15 protein-coding genes and 1 pseudogene are annotated in these 19,830 nt (G+C 68.9%); 10 read left to right on the top strand and 6 right to left on the bottom strand.

Going from position 1 to position 19,830, the window contains the following annotated elements:
- Window positions 1–4 precede the first annotated feature (4 nt).
- Both AB0L65_RS14435 and AB0L65_RS14430 read left to right on the top strand, forming a co-directional pair.
- Complete coding sequence (locus tag AB0L65_RS14435) at window positions 5–1,381, top strand: ABC transporter permease subunit (protein WP_364244693.1); 1,377 nt, start codon at window positions 5–7, stop codon at window positions 1,379–1,381.
- Window positions 1,378–2,277 (top strand): carbohydrate ABC transporter permease, encoded by a 900-nt coding sequence (locus tag AB0L65_RS14430; RefSeq protein ID WP_364244690.1) that lies wholly within the window; start codon window positions 1,378–1,380, stop codon window positions 2,275–2,277. Before AB0L65_RS14435 ends, AB0L65_RS14430 begins: the two co-directional genes overlap by 4 nt.
- 108 nt (window positions 2,278–2,385) lie before the next feature.
- Here AB0L65_RS14430 and AB0L65_RS14425 read toward each other — a convergent pair.
- Both AB0L65_RS14425 and AB0L65_RS14420 read right to left on the bottom strand, forming a co-directional pair.
- Window positions 2,386–2,613 (bottom strand): annotated as a pseudogene (locus AB0L65_RS14425) (transposase); the annotation flags it as partial.
- A gap of 210 nt (window positions 2,614–2,823) precedes the next feature.
- Window positions 2,824–2,913, bottom strand: a complete 90-nt coding sequence (locus AB0L65_RS14420) for a helix-turn-helix domain-containing protein (protein WP_364244687.1) — start codon at window positions 2,911–2,913, stop codon at window positions 2,824–2,826.
- 120 nt (window positions 2,914–3,033) lie between these two features.
- Here AB0L65_RS14420 and AB0L65_RS14415 point away from each other — a divergent pair, with 120 nt between their 5' ends.
- The 6 genes from AB0L65_RS14415 (at window position 3,034) to AB0L65_RS14390 (ending at window position 8,104) form a co-directional block, all read left to right on the top strand.
- The gene (locus tag AB0L65_RS14415; protein ID WP_364244684.1) at window positions 3,034–3,711 is read left to right on the top strand and encodes a uracil-DNA glycosylase; all 678 of its coding nucleotides are present in this window, start codon (window positions 3,034–3,036) and stop codon (window positions 3,709–3,711) included.
- A 10-nt stretch (window positions 3,712–3,721) separates the two neighbouring features.
- On the top strand, window positions 3,722–4,045 hold the full coding sequence (locus tag AB0L65_RS14410; RefSeq protein ID WP_350729967.1) for a hypothetical protein: 324 nt from the start codon (window positions 3,722–3,724) through the stop codon (window positions 4,043–4,045).
- Between the two features lie 153 nt (window positions 4,046–4,198).
- Window positions 4,199–4,492 (top strand): MTH1187 family thiamine-binding protein, encoded by a 294-nt coding sequence (locus tag AB0L65_RS14405; RefSeq protein ID WP_364244681.1) that lies wholly within the window; start codon window positions 4,199–4,201, stop codon window positions 4,490–4,492.
- Between the two features lie 43 nt (window positions 4,493–4,535).
- Window positions 4,536–5,030 carry a SigE family RNA polymerase sigma factor gene (locus tag AB0L65_RS14400; protein WP_350729965.1) on the top strand — a complete coding sequence of 165 codons (495 nt, stop codon included), beginning with the start codon at window positions 4,536–4,538 and terminating at the stop codon, window positions 5,028–5,030.
- Window positions 5,027–6,121, top strand: coding sequence for a hypothetical protein (locus AB0L65_RS14395; RefSeq protein WP_364244678.1), 1,095 nt, complete (start codon window positions 5,027–5,029; stop codon window positions 6,119–6,121). Before AB0L65_RS14400 ends, AB0L65_RS14395 begins: the two co-directional genes overlap by 4 nt.
- A gap of 387 nt (window positions 6,122–6,508) precedes the next feature.
- Entirely contained in the window at window positions 6,509–8,104 is a 1,596-nt protein-coding gene (locus AB0L65_RS14390; RefSeq protein ID WP_364244675.1) for an FAD-dependent monooxygenase, read from the top strand.
- A gap of 1,146 nt (window positions 8,105–9,250) precedes the next feature.
- On the opposite strand, the gene AB0L65_RS14385 is transcribed toward AB0L65_RS14390, so the two are convergent.
- A complete protein-coding gene (locus AB0L65_RS14385) occupies window positions 9,251–9,883 on the bottom strand; it encodes a hypothetical protein (RefSeq protein WP_364244673.1) in 633 nt (210 codons plus the stop codon).
- A gap of 1,059 nt (window positions 9,884–10,942) precedes the next feature.
- On the opposite strand from AB0L65_RS14385, the gene AB0L65_RS14380 reads away from it, so the two are divergent.
- Both AB0L65_RS14380 and AB0L65_RS14375 read left to right on the top strand, forming a co-directional pair.
- Window positions 10,943–11,293 (top strand): hypothetical protein, encoded by a 351-nt coding sequence (locus AB0L65_RS14380; RefSeq protein ID WP_364244670.1) that lies wholly within the window; start codon window positions 10,943–10,945, stop codon window positions 11,291–11,293.
- Between the two features lie 758 nt (window positions 11,294–12,051).
- The gene (locus tag AB0L65_RS14375) at window positions 12,052–13,494 is read left to right on the top strand and encodes a serine hydrolase (RefSeq protein ID WP_364244668.1); all 1,443 of its coding nucleotides are present in this window, start codon (window positions 12,052–12,054) and stop codon (window positions 13,492–13,494) included.
- Window positions 13,495–13,845: 351 nt separating this feature from the next.
- Here AB0L65_RS14375 and treZ read toward each other — a convergent pair whose 3' ends face one another.
- The 3 genes from treZ to glgX are packed head-to-tail and all read right to left on the bottom strand — an operon-like array spanning window position 13,846 to window position 19,769.
- Window positions 13,846–15,564: a malto-oligosyltrehalose trehalohydrolase gene (gene treZ, locus AB0L65_RS14370; RefSeq protein ID WP_364244665.1), complete on the bottom strand. Its 1,719-nt coding sequence runs from the start codon at window positions 15,562–15,564 to the stop codon at window positions 13,846–13,848.
- Entirely contained in the window at window positions 15,554–17,683 is a 2,130-nt protein-coding gene (gene treY, locus AB0L65_RS14365; RefSeq protein WP_364244662.1) for a malto-oligosyltrehalose synthase, read from the bottom strand. The genes treZ and treY overlap by 11 nt, the downstream gene beginning before the upstream one ends.
- Window positions 17,676–19,769: a glycogen debranching protein GlgX gene (gene glgX / locus AB0L65_RS14360; protein WP_364244660.1), complete on the bottom strand. Its 2,094-nt coding sequence runs from the start codon at window positions 19,767–19,769 to the stop codon at window positions 17,676–17,678. The genes treY and glgX overlap by 8 nt, the downstream gene beginning before the upstream one ends.
- Window positions 19,770–19,830 lie beyond the last annotated feature (61 nt).

Genomic DNA, 19,830 nt, shown 5'->3' with positions numbered 1-19,830 from the left:
GGCCGTGACCGAACGGTTGGACGGCCCGCAGGTCTCGTCCGCGGACACCGCGGACGAGCCCTCCACCGGACCGGCTGAAACCCCCCGTACGCAACGACGCCTCGGCCCCTCGCCGGCGGTCGCCATCGCCTTCCTCCTCCCGGCGGCGGTGCTGCTGGGCATCTGGGTGGTCTACCCGATCGTCTACTCCATCTTCCGGAGCCTGTTCGACTCGGCGGGCACCGGATTCGTGGGACTGGGCAACTACGCCACGATCTTCACCGACTCCGGCATGCTCACCACGATCCGCAACAACCTGATCTGGGTTGTCATCGCGCCGATCGTGGTGACCACGCTGGGCCTGATCTTCGCGGTCCTGACCGAGCGGATCAGGTGGTCGACGGCGTTCAAACTGATCGTGTTCATGCCCATGGCGGTCTCCCTGATGGCGGCGGGCGTGATCTTCCGCTTCGTCTACGAGCAGGACCCCGCCAAGGGCGTGGCCAACGCCGTGCTCACCACCGTGCACGACACGTTCTCCTCCTCGCAGGGCTACCCGGAGGCGCGCCCGCGCGAGGGCGACCAGTCGCCGGTCGCCGCCGACGGCGGCGCGGTCGTCACCAAGCAGCCCGCCCAGGCGGGTCAGCCGGTGCTGATCCCGATCGTGGGCGTCAAGCCGAACGCCCTGCCGAGCAACGCCCAGGCCGCCAAGGCCCCCGCGGCCGGCGACGGCCTCTCGGGGACCGTGTGGTTCGACTTCACGCCGGGAGGCGGCGGCAAGAACGGCGAGGTGGACGCCTCGGAGAAGGGCCTGCCGGGCATGACCGTCGAGGCGGTGCAGAACGGCAAGGTTGCCGCGACCGCCACGACGGCCGACGACGGCTCGTTCCGCTTCCAGGGCCTGTCCGCCGGCTCCTACGTCGTACGACTCCCGCAGTCGAACTTCCAGGCCGCCTACAAAGGCCTGAGCTGGCTCGGCCCGACACTCATCACCCCGGCGATCATCGGCGCGTTCGTGTGGGTGTGGGCCGGTTTCGCCATGGTGCTGATCGCGGCGGGGCTCGCGGCGATCCCGCGTGACGCGCTGGAGGCGGCCCGCATCGACGGCGCCTCGGAGTGGCAGGTGTTCCGCAAGATCACCGTGCCGCTGCTGTCGCCGGTGCTGCTCGTCGTCTTCGTGACGATGATCATCAATACGCTGAAGGTGTTCGACCTGGTCTTCATCATTGCCCCGGCCTCGGTCCAACCCCAGGCGAACGTGGTCGCGCTGGAGATGTGGCGCGTGGCGTTCGGTGGCGGGAACAACCAGGGTCTGGGCAGCGCGCTGGCCGTCTTCCTGCTCGTTCTGGTCCTCCCCTTCATGATCATGAACATTCGCCGGTTCAGGAGGGACGAATCATGACGACAGCCACGGCTACCGCCCCTTCGGGGCTGGAGACGGGCGCGCCACGCAGGAGCGTGGCGAGCAAGATCGTGGACCGGATCGGCGGCGGCGCCGTCCAGGTGATCATGATCCTGCTGGGCCTGTTCTGGCTGGTGCCGACGCTGGGCCTGCTCGTCGTCTCGATGCGTACGACGGACGTCAACACCTCCGAGGGCTGGTGGACGATCTTCACCAAGCCTGCCGAGCTGACCCTCGCGAACTACAAGGATCTGCTGGCCAGCGGCTTCACCGCGTCCTTCTGGAACACCGTGCTGATCACGGTGCCGACGACGGTCCTGGTGATCGGCATCGCGGCCATGGCCGCCTACGCGTTCGCGTGGATGGAGTTCCCCGGGCGTGACGGGGCGTTCCTCGTCGTGGTCGGGCTGCTGATCGTGCCCATCCAGATCGCGCTGATCCCCGTCGCGTCCTTCTACGGAGGCATCGGGATCTTCGGCTCGATCCCGGGCGTGGTGCTGTTCCACACGGCGTTCGGCCTGCCGTTCGCCATCTTCCTGCTGCGCAACTTCTTCGTCGGCATCCCGTCCTCGCTGCTGGAGGCGGCGCGGATGGACGGGGCGCCCGAGTGGAAGATCTTCGTGTCGGTGGTGTTCCCGCTGGGCAAGCCCGCCATTGCCTCGCTGGGCATCTTCCAGTTCCTGTGGGTGTGGAACGACATGCTCATCGCGCTGGTCTTCGCCAACACCGACAACCAGCCGATGACCAAGGCCCTGCAGTCCCAGATGCGGCAGTTCGGATCGAACGTGGACATCCTCTCGTCCGGTGCGTTCCTGTCGCTGCTCATCCCGCTGGTCCTGTTCTTCGCCTTCCAGCGGTACTTCGTCCAGGGCATGATGGCCGGTTCCGTGAAGTAACGAGTCGCGGGTGCCCGCCCGTCGGCGTGGCGGGCACCCGAAACACCGGCTCGCGCGGCTTGGCCGATCCTCAATGAAGCGCCTTCTCGCCCTCCCCCGAGTGGCGGCGCGCTTCCGTTGCGCGCGAGCAACCTTCGCCTTCTTAGGATTGCTGGAACCGCGCTGTTTGCGGGCCATGCGCCGCTGGTAGCGGGCCAGGTTGCGTTCTCGGCCAGCCAGGCTGCGCGGGTTGGCGATCTTCTCACCGTCCGAGGTGACCGCGAAGTCTTTGACCCCGAGATCCACACCGACTGCGGCACCGGCCGCAGGAGCCTGCTCGGGGTCGGCCACGGCCACCGCGAACGAGACGTACCAGCGTCCGCACGGGTCACGCGAGACGGTCACCGTGGTCGGGTTCGCCTGCTGGAGTGGCACCGACGCCACCTCGTTCAGCCACGCCGTTTCGTCTGCGCCCTTCGTCGCGGTGAGGTGGGCGTTGGCCTGGACGAAACTCGTCTTCACCCGCTCGGCGTGGTAGCGAGCGTGCCGCCAAGCCAGGGTCTGATTTCACACGAAGCGCACACAGCCAAATGTGCGGTTCAGCGTCGCAGCTTGTTCGGGTGTCGGGTAAACCCGGCACTTGTCCGCGGTGCGCATAGATCAATATCAACAGAGTGACACGAATCAAATACGAAGCGTTGTCATCAGGTTGGACTTCTTTCCCAGAGCAAAGCATGAGGTCTCCAGCGATCAAGGAGTTCGATAAGCTCAGCGGCCATGGCCAGTCGTCCATTGAACGAAGTCGTCGAAGCCGGATGGGCCCGCGCGCTTGAGCCCGTCTCCGAGCAGATCTCCCTGATGGGCGAGTTCCTGCGCAAGGAAATCGCCGATGGCAGGCAGTACCTGCCCGCGGGCGCGCACGTGCTGCGCGCTTTCAACCAGCCCTTCGACGACGTCAAGGTGCTGATCGTGGGTCAGGACCCCTACCCCACGCCCGGCCACCCGGTCGGGCTGTCGTTCTCGGTGGCGCCCGAGGTGCGGCCGCTGCCCGGCAGCCTGGTCAACATCTACAAGGAGATGGAGACTGACCTCGGCCTCCCCCGCCCCGCCAACGGCGACCTGACGCCGTGGGCCGAGCAGGGCGTCCTGCTCCTCAACAGGGTCCTCACCGTGATGCCCGGCAAGCCCGCCTCCCACCGGGGCAAGGGCTGGGAGCAGGTCACCGAGCAGGCCATCCACGCCCTCGTGGCGCGCAACAAGCCGATGGTCGCCATCCTCTGGGGCCGCGACGCCCGCAACCTGGCCCCGATGCTCGGCAATGTGCCCCGCATCGAGTCCGCCCACCCCTCCCCTCTCTCCGCCCGCAGCGGCTTCTTCGGCTCGCGTCCCTTCAGCCGGGCCAATGAGCTGCTGGAACAGCAAGGCGCGGCACCTGTCGAGTGGAAGCTGCCCTAGAGTCGTCGCCATGAGTGATGAACCGAAGTTCCTGCGTCTCACGGTCGAGCTGACCGTCGAGGTGCTTGACGTGGACGCTTTGCAGGCGGCGGCGCTGGCCGAGATCCGGCACCCGGACGCCGACCTCACCGCCGAGGAGCGCACCGAGCAGGCCGAGCTGGTCAGCTCCGACGAGACGGGCGCCTCGGCGCTGCAGTGGCTCATCGAGCCGGACCACGTGCTGCAGCTTGTCGACCACATCAACGAGATCGAGCCGCGCGAGGCCGTCCTCGGGGTTGAGCCCTCCGAGGGGCCCAGCGAGGACGAGGACGAAGAGGAGCACGACCACGTGTGACGCGTGGGTGAAGTACGGCGGTGGCCACGGCGTTCTGGGGGAGGCGTCGTGGCTTTTCGCTTCTCTCTGGCGGCTCGTTGAGACCTGGCGGCTGTCGAGACTCGACGGCTCGTTAAGATCGGTACCCTCCGGCCCGCCGCAAGGAGGCACGCAGTGATCATCGCATTCTCCATCACCCCGCTGGGCGTCGGCGAGGGAGTCGCCGAGCCCGTCGCCCGCGCCGTCAAGGTGGTCCGCGACAGCGGCCTGCCCAACCGTACGGACGCCATGTTCACCACGATCGAGGGCGAATGGGATGAGGTCATGGACGTGGTGAAGCGCGCGGTGGACGCGGTGGCGGAGGTCGCGCCCCGGGTCAGCCTGGTGCTCAAGGCCGATCTCCGGCAGGGGGTCACCGACGGGATGACCAGCAAGCTCGAGTCCCTGGAACGCCACCTCTCCGAATAACCGATTTTCCAACCTTGGACCCTTCGGCGAAGTTGTTTTATGCATGGACCGTTACGAGGGGTTCCACGAGTTCGTACGAACCCGCCAGCAATCGCTGATGCGGACGGCGTACCTGCTCACCGGGAACGCCCACCTCGCCGAGGACCTGTTGCAGACGGTCCTCACGCGCGTCGCCTCCCACTGGGCCAAGCTCGCCAAGGGTGGCAACCCCGAGGCGTACGCGCGCAAAGCCCTGGTGAACCAGACCATCTCCTGGCGCAAGCGCAAGCGGATCGAGCTCTCTGAGGCCGAACTGCCGGAGTTCGCGGCGTCCGGACAGCCGCACGACGAGGCGACCGTGCGCCGGATCGCCCTGCTCCACGCACTGGCACGGCTCACGCCGAAGCAGCGGGCGCTGATCGTGCTGCGCTTCTACGAAGATCGCACCGAACACGAGACCGCGCAGCTCTTGGGCGTCTCGGTCGGCACCGTCAAGAGCCAGACCCACTATGCGCTGTCGAAACTGCGCGCGCTCGTCCCCCAGGAGGTGTACCGGTGAACCCGCTGCGCGAAGACCTGCACGCGCTGGCCGAACAGGCGCCCGCCGTCGATCTGGCGGCCCAGGCGGTGCGGGGCGCCCGCCGTCGGCGCGCCACCCGCCTGGCCGTGGCCATCGCCGCGGCGACCTGCCTCGTCGCGGGCGGCGGCACCGTGCTCCTCCAGCAGCTACGCCCCGAGCCCCCGATCGTGCTCACCCCGCCGGAGACGACGGTCTCTCCGCTGCCCTCGGAAGGTGTCGAGCCGATCGAACAGGCGTACCGGCCGGAATGCCGCACCACCGCGTGCGCGAAGAACGCCTGGCGGCTCGTGACCCGCGACGGCGACACCTACGAACTGACCGCGGCACCGGAGACCGGCCCCCTGGCGGTCACGGCGGACGGCCGCCGGCTGGCGTACTACAGCTCGAAGCAGCGCACGATCGTGGTGCGCGACCTGGCGAGCGGCAAGACCTGGAAGTCCCCGCTGAAGCAGCCCGCGGAGGACTTCTCGCGCTCAGCCGAACACACCCTGCGGCTGTCGCCCAGCGGGCTGCGGTTCATCGTGTCGAGCTGGGGCGGGCGGCGGGAGCCCAACAAGCTGGTGGACGTGGAGCGGGGCACGGTGTCCGACCTCCCGCGCGGCTGGTGGCCGGTGAGCGTGTCGGACGGATCCGGCCCCGTCGTGCTCGTCAAGCCGTACGAGAACTCCAGCCAGGTGCAGGTGCTCGGCCACGACCCGATCACCATCCCGGACTTCACGTACGACTACAGCGCCCTCGCCCCCGACGGCCGCACCCTCACCCGACTGGGCCAGACCTACGACCCGAACCGCCGCCCGATGGTGCAACTGGACGGCTCGATCGTCGTCTTCGACCCGATGCGGGGCGGCCGCGAAACCCGAGTCCCGATCTCCGGCATCCCGGAAGGGCTCCAGCCGTCGGGGCTCGGCGGCTGGCTGAACTCCACCGAGGTGACCGTGGTCGCCACCCCCGAGTCACCACGCGGACCCAAGCCGACGGTCTATGCCATGGACGTACGAACCGGCAAGACCCGAGAACTCTTCGCCCTACGCAACTACGGAAAAACCCTGGTCCCAGGCCTGGTCCACTGACCCCAACCGCCCACACCCACCCATCAACCCACGGGACCCGCGCACCCAAGCGCGGGTCCACCCCACCCCCACAACATCGGCACCCACCGCGCACCCCACCCCGCGCCAGCCGCGTCCGCACCCCCCGCCACTCACAACCTCCCAGCACAGGCCGGGCCGCAGGCACCCCCCAGCCACAACCCCCTCCGGCGCCGCCCAGGCCGTGCACACCCCGCACCCCGGTACCCCCGCACCCCAGCACCCCCACACCCCGCGGACCCCAAGTTCACATCCCCACCCCCAGCCCTCACCCTCAAAACGCGATATGTCTTGACCGCCTCCCCTAACGCGACATATCGTGTCCTCGACCATAGACGCGATACTACGCGTTCCCGGAGGTGGGCAAGCATGGAACAAGAGCGGGTTCCCGTCCTGGTGGTGGGCGGTGGGTACGCAGGCCTGAGCACGGCAACACTCCTGGCCTGGCGCGACGTACCCGTCATGCTGGTGGAGAAGCACCCAAGCACCTCGATCCAACCCAAGGCGTTCGGTGTCGGCCCGCGAGCCATCGAGCTGCTGCGCCCCGTACCCGGCATCGAGCAGGAGCTCCGCGAGACCTGGGCAGGCATCGGGGACAACATGCGCATAGCGATCGCCAAGAGCCTGGCCGACCCGAACCCCCACATGATCATCAACGACGAGCAGGAGGAGATGGCCTTCCTGGCCGACATCACCCCGGCGGCGCAGGTGGGGGCGCCCCAAGCCGCGATCGAGCAACTACTGCGGTACACGGCCGAGGAGCTGGGCGCCGACCTGCGCTTCTCCACCGAGCTGGTCTCGCTGGAACAGGACGAGGACGGCGTGACCGCGCTGATCCGCGACGCCGACGGCGACCGCCTCGTACGGGCGGACTACGTGGTCGCCGCGGACGGCTACCGGAGCCCGCTCCGCCGCCTCCTGAACGTCCCCACCTCAGGCAAGGGTGAGCTGGGCCGGATGTGCTCGATCATGTTCGACGCGGACCTGAGCGGGCTGGTACGCGAACGCGAGGTCACACTCTGGTACCTGCAGAACGAGCTCTTCACCGGCGTGATCGTGACCGGCACCGGCGTCGGGGCGCACGTGCTGGGCGTCAACTACTCCGACGGCCAGAGCGAAGCCGACTTCACCGAGGAACGCTGCAGAGAGCTGGTACGCATCGCGGCCGACCAACCCGACCTGAACGTCCAGTTACTGGACAAGACGTCGTTCACTCTGGGGCACGTGGTGGCCGACACGTACCGCGCCGGCCGGGTGTTCTTCGCCGGGGACGCGGCCCACACCATGCCACCGACCGGCGGGCAGGGCGGCAGCACCGCGCTCCAGGACGGCTGCGACCTCGCCTGGCGGCTCTGGCTCGTCGTCACAGGCCAGGCCGGGCCCGACTTCCTCGACACGTACGACGCCGAACGCCGCCCGATCGGCACGCTGACGGCCGACGCCCAGCTCGCCAACCTCGGCGTACGCATGCCTCCAACCGCCCGCGTCGGCTACCCGGAGCCCCTCGAGGACTTCATGAGCGTCATCATCGGATACCGCTACCACTCCACAGCCATCCTGGACGAACCCGGCGACGACGGCTCCATCCTGGAGGACCCACGCGTACCCACCGGCCGTCCGGGCAGCCGCGCCCCACACGTGGTGCTCGACTGGGAAGGCCAGCGCATCTCGACCATCGACCTCTTCGGCTCCGGCTTCGTACTGCTGGCCGACAGACAGGGCGGCCAGGCCTGGATGGACGCCGGACGTCTGGTCAAGGAGCGCCTCGGCGTCCAGCTCACGCGCTTGGTGGTGGACGAGGAACTGAAGGACGTGGAGGGACACTTCCGGAAGCGGTACGGCGTCAGCGGGGGCGGCGCCGTCCTGGTCCGACCGGACGGCTACGTAGCCTGGCGCTCCCCCGGCCCTGTCCCAAACCCGGCAGCCACCCTCGACCAGATCATGACCCAACTCCTCAGCCGCTAGCAGCCATCCCCCAACCACTCAGAGCAGATCCCAACCCATCCCCCAACCACCCCAAACCAGATTCCGAGCCATCCGCCCGGGCCACCTCAAACCAGATCCCAATCCCCTAACCACCTCGAACCAGGTCCAGAGGCATCCCACCCGACCACCTCGGGCCAGACCCGAGCCATGCCACCCGACCGCTTCGAACCGCCGCGGCCGGGCCCCGCCCCGACTTCCGCGCCCTGTGGCCGTCCAGGTCCCGAGGCATGAACCCGACCAGCTCGAACCAGGTCCCGAGCCATGCCACCCGACCACTTCGAACCGCCGCGGCCGGACCCCGCCCCGACTTCCGCGCCCTGTGGCCGTCCAGGTCCCGAGGCATGAACCCGACCAGCTCGAACCAGGTCCCGAGCCATCCACCCGACGACCTCGGGCCAGGTCCCGAGCCATCCCGCCCGACCCACGTCGAACAGGTCCCGAGCCATACACCGACCGCTGGCCCCACGGCCGCCCCACCCCTGCTCCACGGGCAGCCGTAACCCACCGAAACAGCACCTTCCGGAAGACCGGCCCCCATGAGCACGCACGTGCATCACTGAGCGCGACTCCCTAAATGCCGGATTGTTGGCCCCTTCTGCCGGTCCCCGCTGACAGGGCCCTCTGCCGGAGCCTCTCCCAGCGCCCAGGACCGGGACCTCTACCGGAGCCCTCCGCCAGCCCTTCTGCCCAACCTTCCTGCCGTAGCCCTGCTGGGCCCCTCTCCTGGGGATGGCTGGAGGCCGATGGATGGGGACCGTTGGCTGGTTGCCGTTAGCCGATGTCCGTTAGCCGACGCCGGTTGGCCGACGCTGGTTGGCCAATGGCTGGGGGATCGTTGCCCGTTGCCCGTTGCCCGTGGCCGTTGCCCGTGGCCGTTGCCCGTGGCCGTTGCCCGTGGCCGTTGCCCGTGGCCGTTGCCCGTTGCCCGTTGCCCTTGCCCGTTGCCCTTGCCCGTGACCGTTGCCCGTGACCGTTGGCTGTGGCCGTTGGCTGGTGGCTGGTGGCTGGTGGCTGGTGGCTGGTGGCGAGTGCATTCGATCACTGCACTAGCCCAACTCGCTCAGTGGGCCTCAGCTGCTGGTCCAACCGATCTCGAACGGGATAGATAGACCACGCAGGCCTGGCTCAGCCGAGCAGCAACTCCTCTCGGCGAGCCTGCAACCTGTCACGCAGCCGCACCAGCACCCGGCAACGGTCCTCGAGCTGCTCCGCGACTTGCCGGACACCACTCATCCCCTGAATGCCGTCTTCCGCCATCAGGCCGAGTGCCTCCACCTGCCGGACGAACTCGCCCACCGTCCCCCGGCCGTGCAGGGCCGCGAGACCGGCGGCACGGGCCCGTTCCCGAGCAGGTAGCTCCACATCCAGCTCGGCGAGCAACCGCCCGATCTCCAGCAGCTCGGCGCCCCGGGGATCGGCCGATGCGGCCACTCGCTGCTCTTCACGTGCCAGCAACTCCTCGTAGAGCTCCCGCGCCGGACCCACCTCGGCCAGGTCCCGTTCCACCTCCGCGAGCGCGGACGCGTACGCGCCCAGCCTCGTTTCCGCGACGGCTAGCTGCTCTTGATCCCACACCTCGACCGCATCGAGCTCCCGCCGGGCCTTTCTCACGAGGGCGATGACCGCCGTGTGGCGCTCGCTCAGCCCCTCCCAGCGACGCGCCCGCTGACGCGCTGTACGCAGATCTTCATCGATCATCTCAAAGGGGATCACGTCACTTGGACGGTCGAATGTCTCGATTCGGTTCAGGACGAGCATGCACTTTTATTAACAAATCCGGTCAGATCAGGCATCACTCCTGTCCTTCCCTTGCTCTCTCCTGCACGTGAGTGCGTAAGAGGAGGGTGTCCGTCGACGCCGGAGCCGGGTCGCGCCTGGGTCGCTGGGGCACAGGGGCACAGGGGCACAGGGGCACAGGGTCGGGCTCAGGCTGCTGCACGTTCGACCTCCGCGCGTAGGGGATGAGCGGGGGTCGGAGTCGGTGCCACGGCCAGGATTGGGGCTGCTGGCGTCGGCTCCGTGGGCGGAGCTTGCCGGACGGCTCGAATTGGTTCCAGGGGGTGGGGCGAGGTCAGGGGTACTGGAGCTATTGGGGCTGGGAGTGAGGGGGTGGGTGGGGTTGGGGGGTGGTAGCTGATCAAGGTGAGTGGGGGGTGGGCGGGTTTTTGGGTGGCGCATAGCCAGTCGTTCAGGGAGCCGGGGAAGCCGGATGGTGGGCCGACCTTCAGGCAGGTGATCTGGCCGGCGCCTGGCGGTGGGCCGATCTTGAGGCGGCGGATGGTGCCTGTGCGGCCCAGTTCGCCCTGTTCCGCGTCGTACGGCGTTAGCTGGACGCCGAAAGGGAGGCCGCCGTCCGGCTGGTCTGTGGGGCTTATCTGGAGGAAGTCGTCGATCTTGCGATCGGTGGCCTCCGGGTGAGTGGCTACGTAGGCCAGGTGGTCTGTGACGAGGCGGTGGGCCACTGTGCGGAGGAGGTTGGTCGCGCACAGGTTGTGGGCGCAGGCGGCGCCGTCGAGGGTGATCTCGGGGAGGGCGAAGCGGCGCAGGCCTCGGGATGTGACGCGCAGGCAGTCGCACACGCCCATGTCGGACGGGTCCCAGGGTGGACAGGTCGCCGCGTCGTGGACCTGAACGTCCCAGGACAGCCAGTCATCGGCGAGGCGGAAGTCCGGGGGCTCGCCTGCGCATCTTCCGCAGGTGAGGATGGTGGCGCCTGTCAGCGGGTCGATCAGGAGGCCGTCGCACTCCCTCGCCAGGGCCCGGGCCGTCGCTCTCGCCGTCTGAATGCTGGTCGGAAGCTTGTGCGGGGGTGCGGTCGTGGACACCACCACGTGTTGGCCGGTGCGGCGTAGGCGGCGTCTTTCCTCGCTTGTGAGGTTGGTCGCGGTTGGTTTCCAGGGAGTCTGGTGGTGGGTCACCGCCAAGGAGCCGCTGCCTGCTGCGGTGATCGCGGCTCTTCTGTACGGGCCGGCTATGCGCCAGGGCACGAAGGAGTCGACGTCGAACGGCAGGCGCTCCGTGGCCACGATGAAGAGGGAGGTCAGCGTGGCGGGCAACGGCAGGATGATCTTCATGGTGAATGTACTCCGGGTTGTCTCTGGCTCCGCACGAACCGTGGTGTTGAGGGTGTTGGTGGGTTTGGGCGTGTTGAGGGTGTTGATGGTTTGAGCGGTTTTGGTCCTTTGGGGCGTTGGTGCTTTGGGGGCGTTGAGGGTCGTCGCGGGGTTAGGGGGTCGCGGCGTGGCGCTGTTGGTGGTGTCGCGGTATGGAAGCCGCGATGTTGGGGGCTTGCGATGTTGGCGGGTGCTGAGGGCGCCCATGGTGTTGGGGGGTGTAGTGGTGTTGGGGGTGTCCGGGACGTATCCGAAACCTCGGGCGAGTTGGGGCTCTCGGGCGTGATGTCTGGCTCTCGGGCGTGATGTGGGTGTCTGGCGTGTTGGGGTGTCGGGCCGGTTGAGGTGTCCGGCTGGTTGGGGGCCTCTCGCGAGTTGGGGGTGTCCGGCCGGTTGAGGTGACCGACCGGTTGGAGGTGTCTGGCCGGTTGGAGGTGTCCGGCCGGCCGGGGGCGTCCGACCGGCCGGGAGTGTCCGACCGGCTGGGGGTGTCCGGCCGGCTGGGGGTGTCAGCGGGCGTTTGGGGGGTCGGGGTTGGTGAGGCACTCAGGATCATCGGTGATCGCGGGGGCCTTGGGTGGAGTGGAACGGGGTTCTGTGGATAATGCCTGGGGGCTGTGCTCGCCCTTGTGGACGGCGCTCCGCTCCGGCAGCTGTGAGTGGCCGGTCACCAGGCTCGTAGTCTGCATCGGTGAGCGTGACGTGCTGGAAGAGTCGGCCGTGCGCTTGGCGGGCCGGAGGATGGCGCTGCTCGTCAACACTCAGGTGACGTAGTTTTGCGCCGCCGGTTCGCTCGCTGGCTAGAGTGGCGCGGTGAACCTCTCAAGATCCAGAAATCGAAGTCGAGGTCTCGCCGGGCTCGCCGCCGCAGCCGTACTGCTGGGTGGTTTGGTCGCGCCGCCTCCGGCCGCGGCGGCAGAGGACGACTCCGCGAGCGTGCTCGCGCATCACTTACGCCGGGCCCTCGACCAGTTGCAGTTCGAGCAGGTCCTGGACACCAATCCGCCGACCGGCGCGGCCGAGTTGAACGCGCTGCGGCAGGACAACGTCGACAAGGAGGCCAGGAAGCCGCCGAAGAAGGCTGACCTGCTCGCGGCCGTCGCGGCGGCCGAGCCGATCTCGCAGCAGCCGCAGATCGACCTGACCGTCATCGAGCTGAACCGGGCGGGCCGCCCCGTCTCCTCGGGCACCGTGCTGATGAGCCCGCAGTATCCGGACGGGAAGGTCGTACCGGTCGACCGCAATCTGCACACCACCGACGTCCGCTGGCGCCAGTGGGACGACGCCGGCTGGTACGCCAACCACGGCCAGGGCACCATCGACGTGGTGCCGGGCCGCGAGAACGCCTCCATCGACTTCATGAGCCCGTACCCCGCGTCGGTGCTGAAGCTGATGGCGGCCTTCGGGGTGCTGCGCCTCGTGGACCAGGGCCAGATCTCGCTCGACGACACCTACAACTACGAGCCGATCGCGCCGATCAGCTCGCTGTGCGGCCCGGCCAGCAGCAACACGGTCCGCGGCTACCTGGACGCCGCGCTCACCTGGTCGTCCAACAACGCCGCCTGTGCCATGGTCAAGCTGCTGCACGACCGCGGCGCGGTCGACGGCCTCAACCAGACCTTCCAGGACCTGGGCCTGGAGACGCTGCAGCTGAAGAACACCAACCCGAACACCGGCGGCCGGTGGGGCAACCCCGTCACCATGAGCTCGCTCGACACGGCCAAGCTGCTGATGCTGGTCAACGGCGGCCTGGGCACACTGTGGACGGCTCCCGACGGCACCGGCGTCACCGCCGCCGTCCTCAGCGACGCCTCCCGCGAGTTCTTCAAGAGCAAGCTCGGCGACCAGGGCATGAACCTCACCTTGTCGACCACCAACTGGTGTGGCGCTGCCTACCCTGCCCCGGGCATCCCGCAGCTCACGCCCTCGCGTTGGATCGGCGCCGACGGCACCGTGACCATCCCCGGCCAGGGCATCGCGTACGGCCGCGACGTACGGCCGTGCAACGACGCGGCCGAGGTGACGTACGCCCACAAGAATGGCTGGGTGAACAACTCCGGCGCTGACGCGGGCATCGTGAAGGCCCTGCCCGGCAAGGGAGGCCGCACCTACGTCGTCACCATGTTCTCCAACCTCGGCTACCAGTACGTGGACTCCAACCGCCCGCCGACGGGCGCCGAGAACGTCTGGTTCAGCGAGAAGCTCGCCAAGCTGGGCAAGGTCATCGACGACTACGAGAAGCGCCGCTATCCCTAGCGAATGAGATCTTGGCCGAGTCGGGCCTGCCCAGCCCGGGGCAGGCCCGAGCGCTGGGCAGGTCCCAGTGCTGGGCAAGTCCCAGTGCTAGACAGGCCCCCGTGCAAGACAGGCCCCCGTTGCGCAGGCTCGCGCTGGGTAGCCCGCGCTGGGAGGTTCGGGGCAGGCGCGCGGAGAGCGTGAGGAATGGTGCAGGGGCCCGGTTGCCGGTGAGGGCGGGGGCCGGGGACAGACAGGGCGGTCCCGGGGTGGGGCCGGGAGGCGCGCTACGGATGCCGGCCAGCGGCACCGCGTGGTCGGGCCGCGCCGGAGAACCCGTCTGACGCCCTACGCCCCCACCACGAATGGCTGTCACTGAGCCGCGTGGGGCTTGCAGATGGCCATGGATTGGGCGGGAAGGCGCAGGGAGCGGCCGTCCGCCATGACGGGGTCGTCCGAGGCCAGCAGCACCGTCCCGGACGGCACCGGTACCGTGGCCGACTCCTGGGCGAAGTTCACCGCCACCGCCAGCGCCCCCCGCCACATCACCAGCCACTTCCCCAGCGGATCCACCTCCACCCTGACCCGGTCCATGCGCGGGTCGGACAGCTCGGGCAGGGCCTTGCGCAGAGCGATCAGGTCGCGGTACCAGCACAGCAGCGACCAGTGTTCCTCCTCCTTCACCTCGCTCCAGTCCAGTTTCGAGCGCAGGAAGGTGTCCTCGTCCGACGGGTCGGGCGCGTCCCAGACGTACCCGAACCCCTCGAACTCCCGCTCCCGGCGCGCCGCCTCGCTCTCCCGCAACGCGGTCTCCATGTGATCGGAGAAGAACAGGAACGGCGTGCGGGCCCCCCACTCCTCCCCCATGAAGAGCATGGGGGTGAACGGCGAGGTCAGCAGCAGGCCCGCGCCCAGCTTGAGCGCGGGGACGGGCAGGCGGTCGCCGCCGGGGCGGTTGCCGATCTGGTCGTGGTTCTGGAGGCAGGCGACCAGCCGGTGGCCGGGTACGCCCGTGAAGGGACGTCCGTGGGAGCGGCCGCGGAAGGAGGAGTAGGCGCCGTCGTGGAGCAGCCCTGAGGTCAGCACCTTGGCCAGCGCCGACAGGGAGGCGAAGTCGGCGTAGTAGCCGTGGGACTCCCCGCTCACCGCGCAGTGCAGGGCGTGGTGGATGTCGTCGCACCACTGGGCGGTCATGCCCAGGCCGCCGGCGTCGAGCGAGCGCACCATGCGCGGGTCGTTCAGGTCGGACTCGGCGATCAGGGACAGCGGGCGGCCGAGCGAGCAGGCCAGCGCGTCCACCTCCCCCGACAGCTCCGCCAGCAGGTGTTCGGCGCGGCGGTCGTGCAGCGCGTGTACGGCGTCCAGCCGCAGCCCGTCGATGTGGTAGTCGCGCAGCCACTGCACCGCGTTGCCGATGAAGTACCGCCGCACCTCGTCGGAGCCCGGCCCGTCCAAATTGACCGCATCACCCCAATAACTGCCCTTAAATCCGGAAAAATAGGGGGCGAAGGGGTGCAGGAAGTTCCCCGACGGGCCGAGATGGTTGTAGACGACGTCCAGGATGACCCCGATCCCCGCCTGATGGCACGCGTCCACGAACGACTTGAGCCCGTCAGGCCCCCCGTACGTCTCGTTGACGGCGTACAGATCCACCCCGTCGTATCCCCAGTTCCGCCCCCCGGGCACGGGCGCGACCGGCATGACCTCGACGAAGTCGACCGACAGCTCCACCAGGTGCGGCAGCTTCTCGATGGCCGCCGAGAACGTCCCCTCCGACGTGAACGTCCCCACGTGCAGCTCGTAGATCACCGCCCCCCGCAGGTCGCGGCCCTTCCACTCGTGGTCGGACCACGTGAAGCGAGCGTGCTCGTACACGGCGCTCTGCCCGAAGACCCCGTCCGGCTGCCGCCGCGACCGCGGATCCGGGTACGGCCCTTCGCCGTCCACCTGGTACGCGTACCGCGTGCCGTGCGAGGCCCCCGCCACCTCGACCGACCACCAGCCCCCTTCCCCACGCGACATCGCGTGAGGTCCGCCCGCGGCGAACAGTTCGACAGCCGTGGCCTTCGGTGCCCAGACCTCAAAGATCATGTCGCTCCAGCAGTGAGACCGGATACTGACCGAGCAGGTGCGCGAGCGGGGTCCGCCCCGTGTAGAGGCCGCCGGTGAGCAGGTCCCGCCAGGTCCCGCCGGGCAGCGTCAGGGACGTGGTGCCCCATCCGCACCGGGCCAGGCGCGCGGGAAGCCGGGTGGCGACCGCGACGGCCTGCGGCCGCTCCCCGCGGGCGAAGGCGATCACGTGCGACGCCGCCGGCCCCTCCGCCCACAGCGGCCGGTACGGCGCCGCTCCCCCGAGACGGCGGCGCAGCCGCAGCGCCTGCGCCGTCACCAGCAGCTTGGCCGCGTCCCACGCGGTCTCGGGTTTGCGGGGGTACGTCACCGGCCGCCGGTTGTCCGGATCGACCAGCGAGAAGTCGGTCGTCTCGTTGCCCTGGTACACATCGGGCACCCCGGGCATCATGAGCTGCACGAGCTTGGCCCCGAGCGAGTTGGACATGGCGTAGGGCTCGATCCGCGCGGTGAACTCGCCGACCGGCTGCCGCACCGCCGCAGCCGCAAACTCCCGCAACCCACGCTCATAGGACGGATCCGGATTTATCCAGGAAATGGCGGTCTTGGCCTCCCGCGCCGCCTTGAGCAGGTAATCCGTGAACCGCTCGACCGAGATCGGCCAGGCCGCCATGAGGTTCTGCCAGCCCAGATAGTCCAGATGGGGATCGAAGCGCACTGAGGCCGACCACGACGCCACCGCCGCGGCCCACTCCTCGGGCAGCTCCGACAACACCGACAGCCGCGCCCGCACGTCCTCCGACCGCTTCGTGTCGTGCGTGGACAGCGTGGTCATCGTGTACGGCCGCAGCTCGGCGCAGAAGTCGTGGAAGTCCTCCACCGCCACCCCGAACGCGTCCGGCTCCCCGCCCACCTCGTTGAGGCACGCCAGCGGATACCACCGGTAGAGCGCCGTGTCCTCCACGCCCTTGGCCATGACGGGCCCGCACGCCTGCTGGAACCGTACGACCGCCTCGTCCGGGCCGTACAGGACCTCGCGGGCCAGCGGCAGCACGGCGGGCGAACACGCCTCGGCGGCCAGCTCGACGATCTCGACGGACTCGGGCGGCGGCGGCTCGCCGGGCACCACGTACGCGCGATAGACCGGCATCGCGGCGAGCAGCTCGCGCACGGCGGCGGGGTCCTGCGCGGCGGCCCCGGCCAGGCGCGCGACCTCGGCGCCGAAGAACAGGTCGATCACCTCCCGCTTGGCCTGCGCCATCACGGGCCGGTACTCGGAAGGCTGCCCAGTTATGTCGGCAAAAAGCTGGACGAGTGGGGCTTTGCCATCGGGATCGACGAAGAGCCCGTTCACCCGGTTGAGCACGTCGTAGCCGCTGGTGCCGTCGCAGGCCCAGTCGCCCGGCAGCCGCTCGGGCCCGATGAGGATCTTCTCGACCACGGTCCAGGTCTCGCCCACCCTGGCGCGCAGCCGTTCCAGGTAGCCCCGCGGATCGGCCAGCCCGTCGGGATGGTCGACCCGCAGCCCGTCCACCAGCCCCTCGTCGAGCAGCCAGAAGATCACCTCGTGCGTGGCGAACAGCACCGACGGGTCCTCCACCCGCAGGCCGATTAAGGAGGACACGTCGAAGAAGCGCCGGTAGCCGGGCCCCTCGCGCCAGTCGACCAGCCGGTAGTGGCCGGGATAGGGGTAGGTGTGCCCGTGGTAACGCACCACGTCGCCGTGCACGTACGGCTCCGTGTCGTCGCCGAGCACGGGCAGCGCGACCTTCCCGTCCTGCCAGTCGATGTCGAACCAGCTCGCGTACGGCGAGGCGGGCCCGTCCTTGAGCACGGACCAGAACTGCGCGTTGACCGTGTTCATGTGGTTGGGCACGATGTCCACCACGATGGCCAGGTCATGGGCCGCGAGCTGCTGCGCCATCTCCCTGAACCCCGTCGCCCCGCCGAACTCCTCCCTGATCCTGGAGTGGTCGGTGACGTCGTAACCGTGCCGCGACTCCGGCGTGGACTGCAGGATCGGCGACAGGTAGACGTGGCTCACGCCGAGATCGCGCAGGTAGCCGGCGATCTCGGCCACCTGGGCGAAGCCGAAGTCGGGGGTCAGCTGCACCCGGTAGGTGGAGGCCGGCCTAGACACGGCGCAACACCCGCACACTGCGTCCGGGCACCTCGATGGCCTCCCCGCCGCGGCACATCGGCGCGTCGAGCATGATCGGCATGGCGGTGTCGATCTCCGTGTGCCACATTTCGCCGTAGTCCTTGGGGATCGTGAACTTGATCGTGTCGTAGTGCGCGTTGAACAGCAGCAGGAACGAGTCATCCCTGATCGGGCGGCCCCGCCGGTCGGGCTCGGTGATGGCGTCGCCGTTGAGGAACACGGCCAGCGACTTCGCGTATCCGACGTTCCAGTCGCCGTCCGTCATCTCCTCCCCGGACGGTGTGAGCCAGGCGATGTCGTTGAGCCCGCGTACCGGCTTGCCGTAGAAGAAGCGCCTGCGGCGGAAGACCGGATGCCGCTTGCGCAGCGCGGCCAGGCTCTGCGTGAACTCCAGCAGCAGCCAGTTCTCCCGCACGTCGGACCAGTCGACCCAGGTCAGCTCGTTGTCCTGGCAGTAGCCGTTGTTGTTGCCCTTCTGCGTGCGGCCGAGCTCGTCGCCGTGGGAGAGCATCGGCACGCCCTGCGACAGGAAGAGCGTGGTCAGGAAGTTGCGTTTCTGCTGCTCGCGCAGCGCCTCGACGGGGTCGTCCGCCGGGCCCTCCTCGCCGCAGTTCCAGGACCGGTTGTCGTCGGTGCCGTCGCGGTTGCCCTCCTTGTTGGCCTCGTTGTGCTTGCCGTTGTACGAGACGAGGTCCTGCAGGGTGAAGCCGTCGTGGCAGGTGACGAAGTTGATCGAGGCCGCGGGACGGCGGCTGTCGTCCTGGTAGAGGTCGCTCGACCCGGTGAACCTGGACCCGAACTCGGGCAGCGTGGCCGGCTGCCCGCGCCACAGGTCGCGGATCGTGTCGCGGTAGCGGCCGTTCCACTCCGTCCACCGCGACGGGAAGTTCCCGACCTGGTAGCCGCCCGGCCCCACGTCCCACGGCTCGGCGATCAGCTTGACCTGCGACAGCACCGGGTCCTGCTGCACCAGGTCGAAGAACGAGCTCAGCCGGTCGACCTCGTGCAGCTCCCGGGCCAGCGTCGAGGCGAGGTCGAAGCGGAACCCGTCGACGTGCATCTCGATGACCCAGTAGCGCAGCGAGTCCATGATCATCTGCAGGACGTGCGGCGAGCGCATGAGCAGGCTGTTGCCCGTGCCCGTGGTGTCCACGTAGTAGCGCGGGTCGTTGTCGACCAGCCGGTAGTAGTCGGGGTTGTCGATCCCCTTGAGCCCCAGCGTGGGCCCGAGGTGGTTGCCCTCGCCGGTGTGGTTGTAGACCACGTCGAGGATGACCTCGATGCCCGCCTCGTGCAGCGCCCTGACCATGGCCTTGAACTCCAGCACCTGCCCGCCGCGCTGCCCCTGGCTGGAGTAGCGGTTGTGGGGCGCGAAGAACCCGATCGAGTTGTAGCCCCAGTAGTTGGACAGGCCGCGCTGCTCCAGGATGTGGTCGGTCACGAACTGGTGCACCGGCATGAGCTCCAGCGCCGTGACGCCGAGCTTGGTGAGGTGGTCGAGGATCTCGGGGTGGCCGAGCGCCGCGTACGTGCCGCGCAGGTGCTTGGGGATCTTGGGGTGGCTGACCGTCAACCCCCGCACGTGGGCCTCGTAGATCACGGTGTCGTGGTACGGCGTCGCGGGCGGCCGGTCGTGCCCCCACCCGAAGAACGGATTGATCACGATGGACCGTGGCACGTACGGGGCCGAGTCGGCGTCGTTGCGCGTGTCGGGCTGGCCGAACCGGTAGCCGTAGACCGCCTCGTTCCAGGCCACGCCGCCCTCGATGGCCATGGCGTACGGGTCGAGCAGCAGCTTGGCCGGGTTGCAGCGCAGCCCGCGCGCCGGGTCGTACGGGCCGTGGACGCGGTAGCCGTAGCGCCGGCCCGGCCCGATCCCCGGCAGGTAGCCGTGCCAGATGAACCCGTCTACCTCGGTCAGCGGCACCCGCGACTCGACGTTGTCCTCGTCGAACAGGCACAGCTCGACGGCGTCCGCGACCTCGGTGTAGAGCGAGAAGTTCGTGCCCGCGCCGTCGTAGGTCGCCCCGAGCGGATAGGGGTCTCCCGGCCAGATCTCGATCATCGAGGCTCCCTTGCGGTCTCTCCCCATGTTCCGTTCCCCCGCTCACCCGGACAAGCCGCTT

It is taken from the genome of Nonomuraea sp. NPDC052116 (assembly GCF_040680035.1).
Classification (GTDB): Bacteria; Actinomycetota; Actinomycetes; order Streptosporangiales; family Streptosporangiaceae; genus Nonomuraea; species Nonomuraea angiospora_A.
Note: the sequence above shows the minus strand (reverse complement) of the source record. Positions and strands in the feature narration are given on the sequence as shown.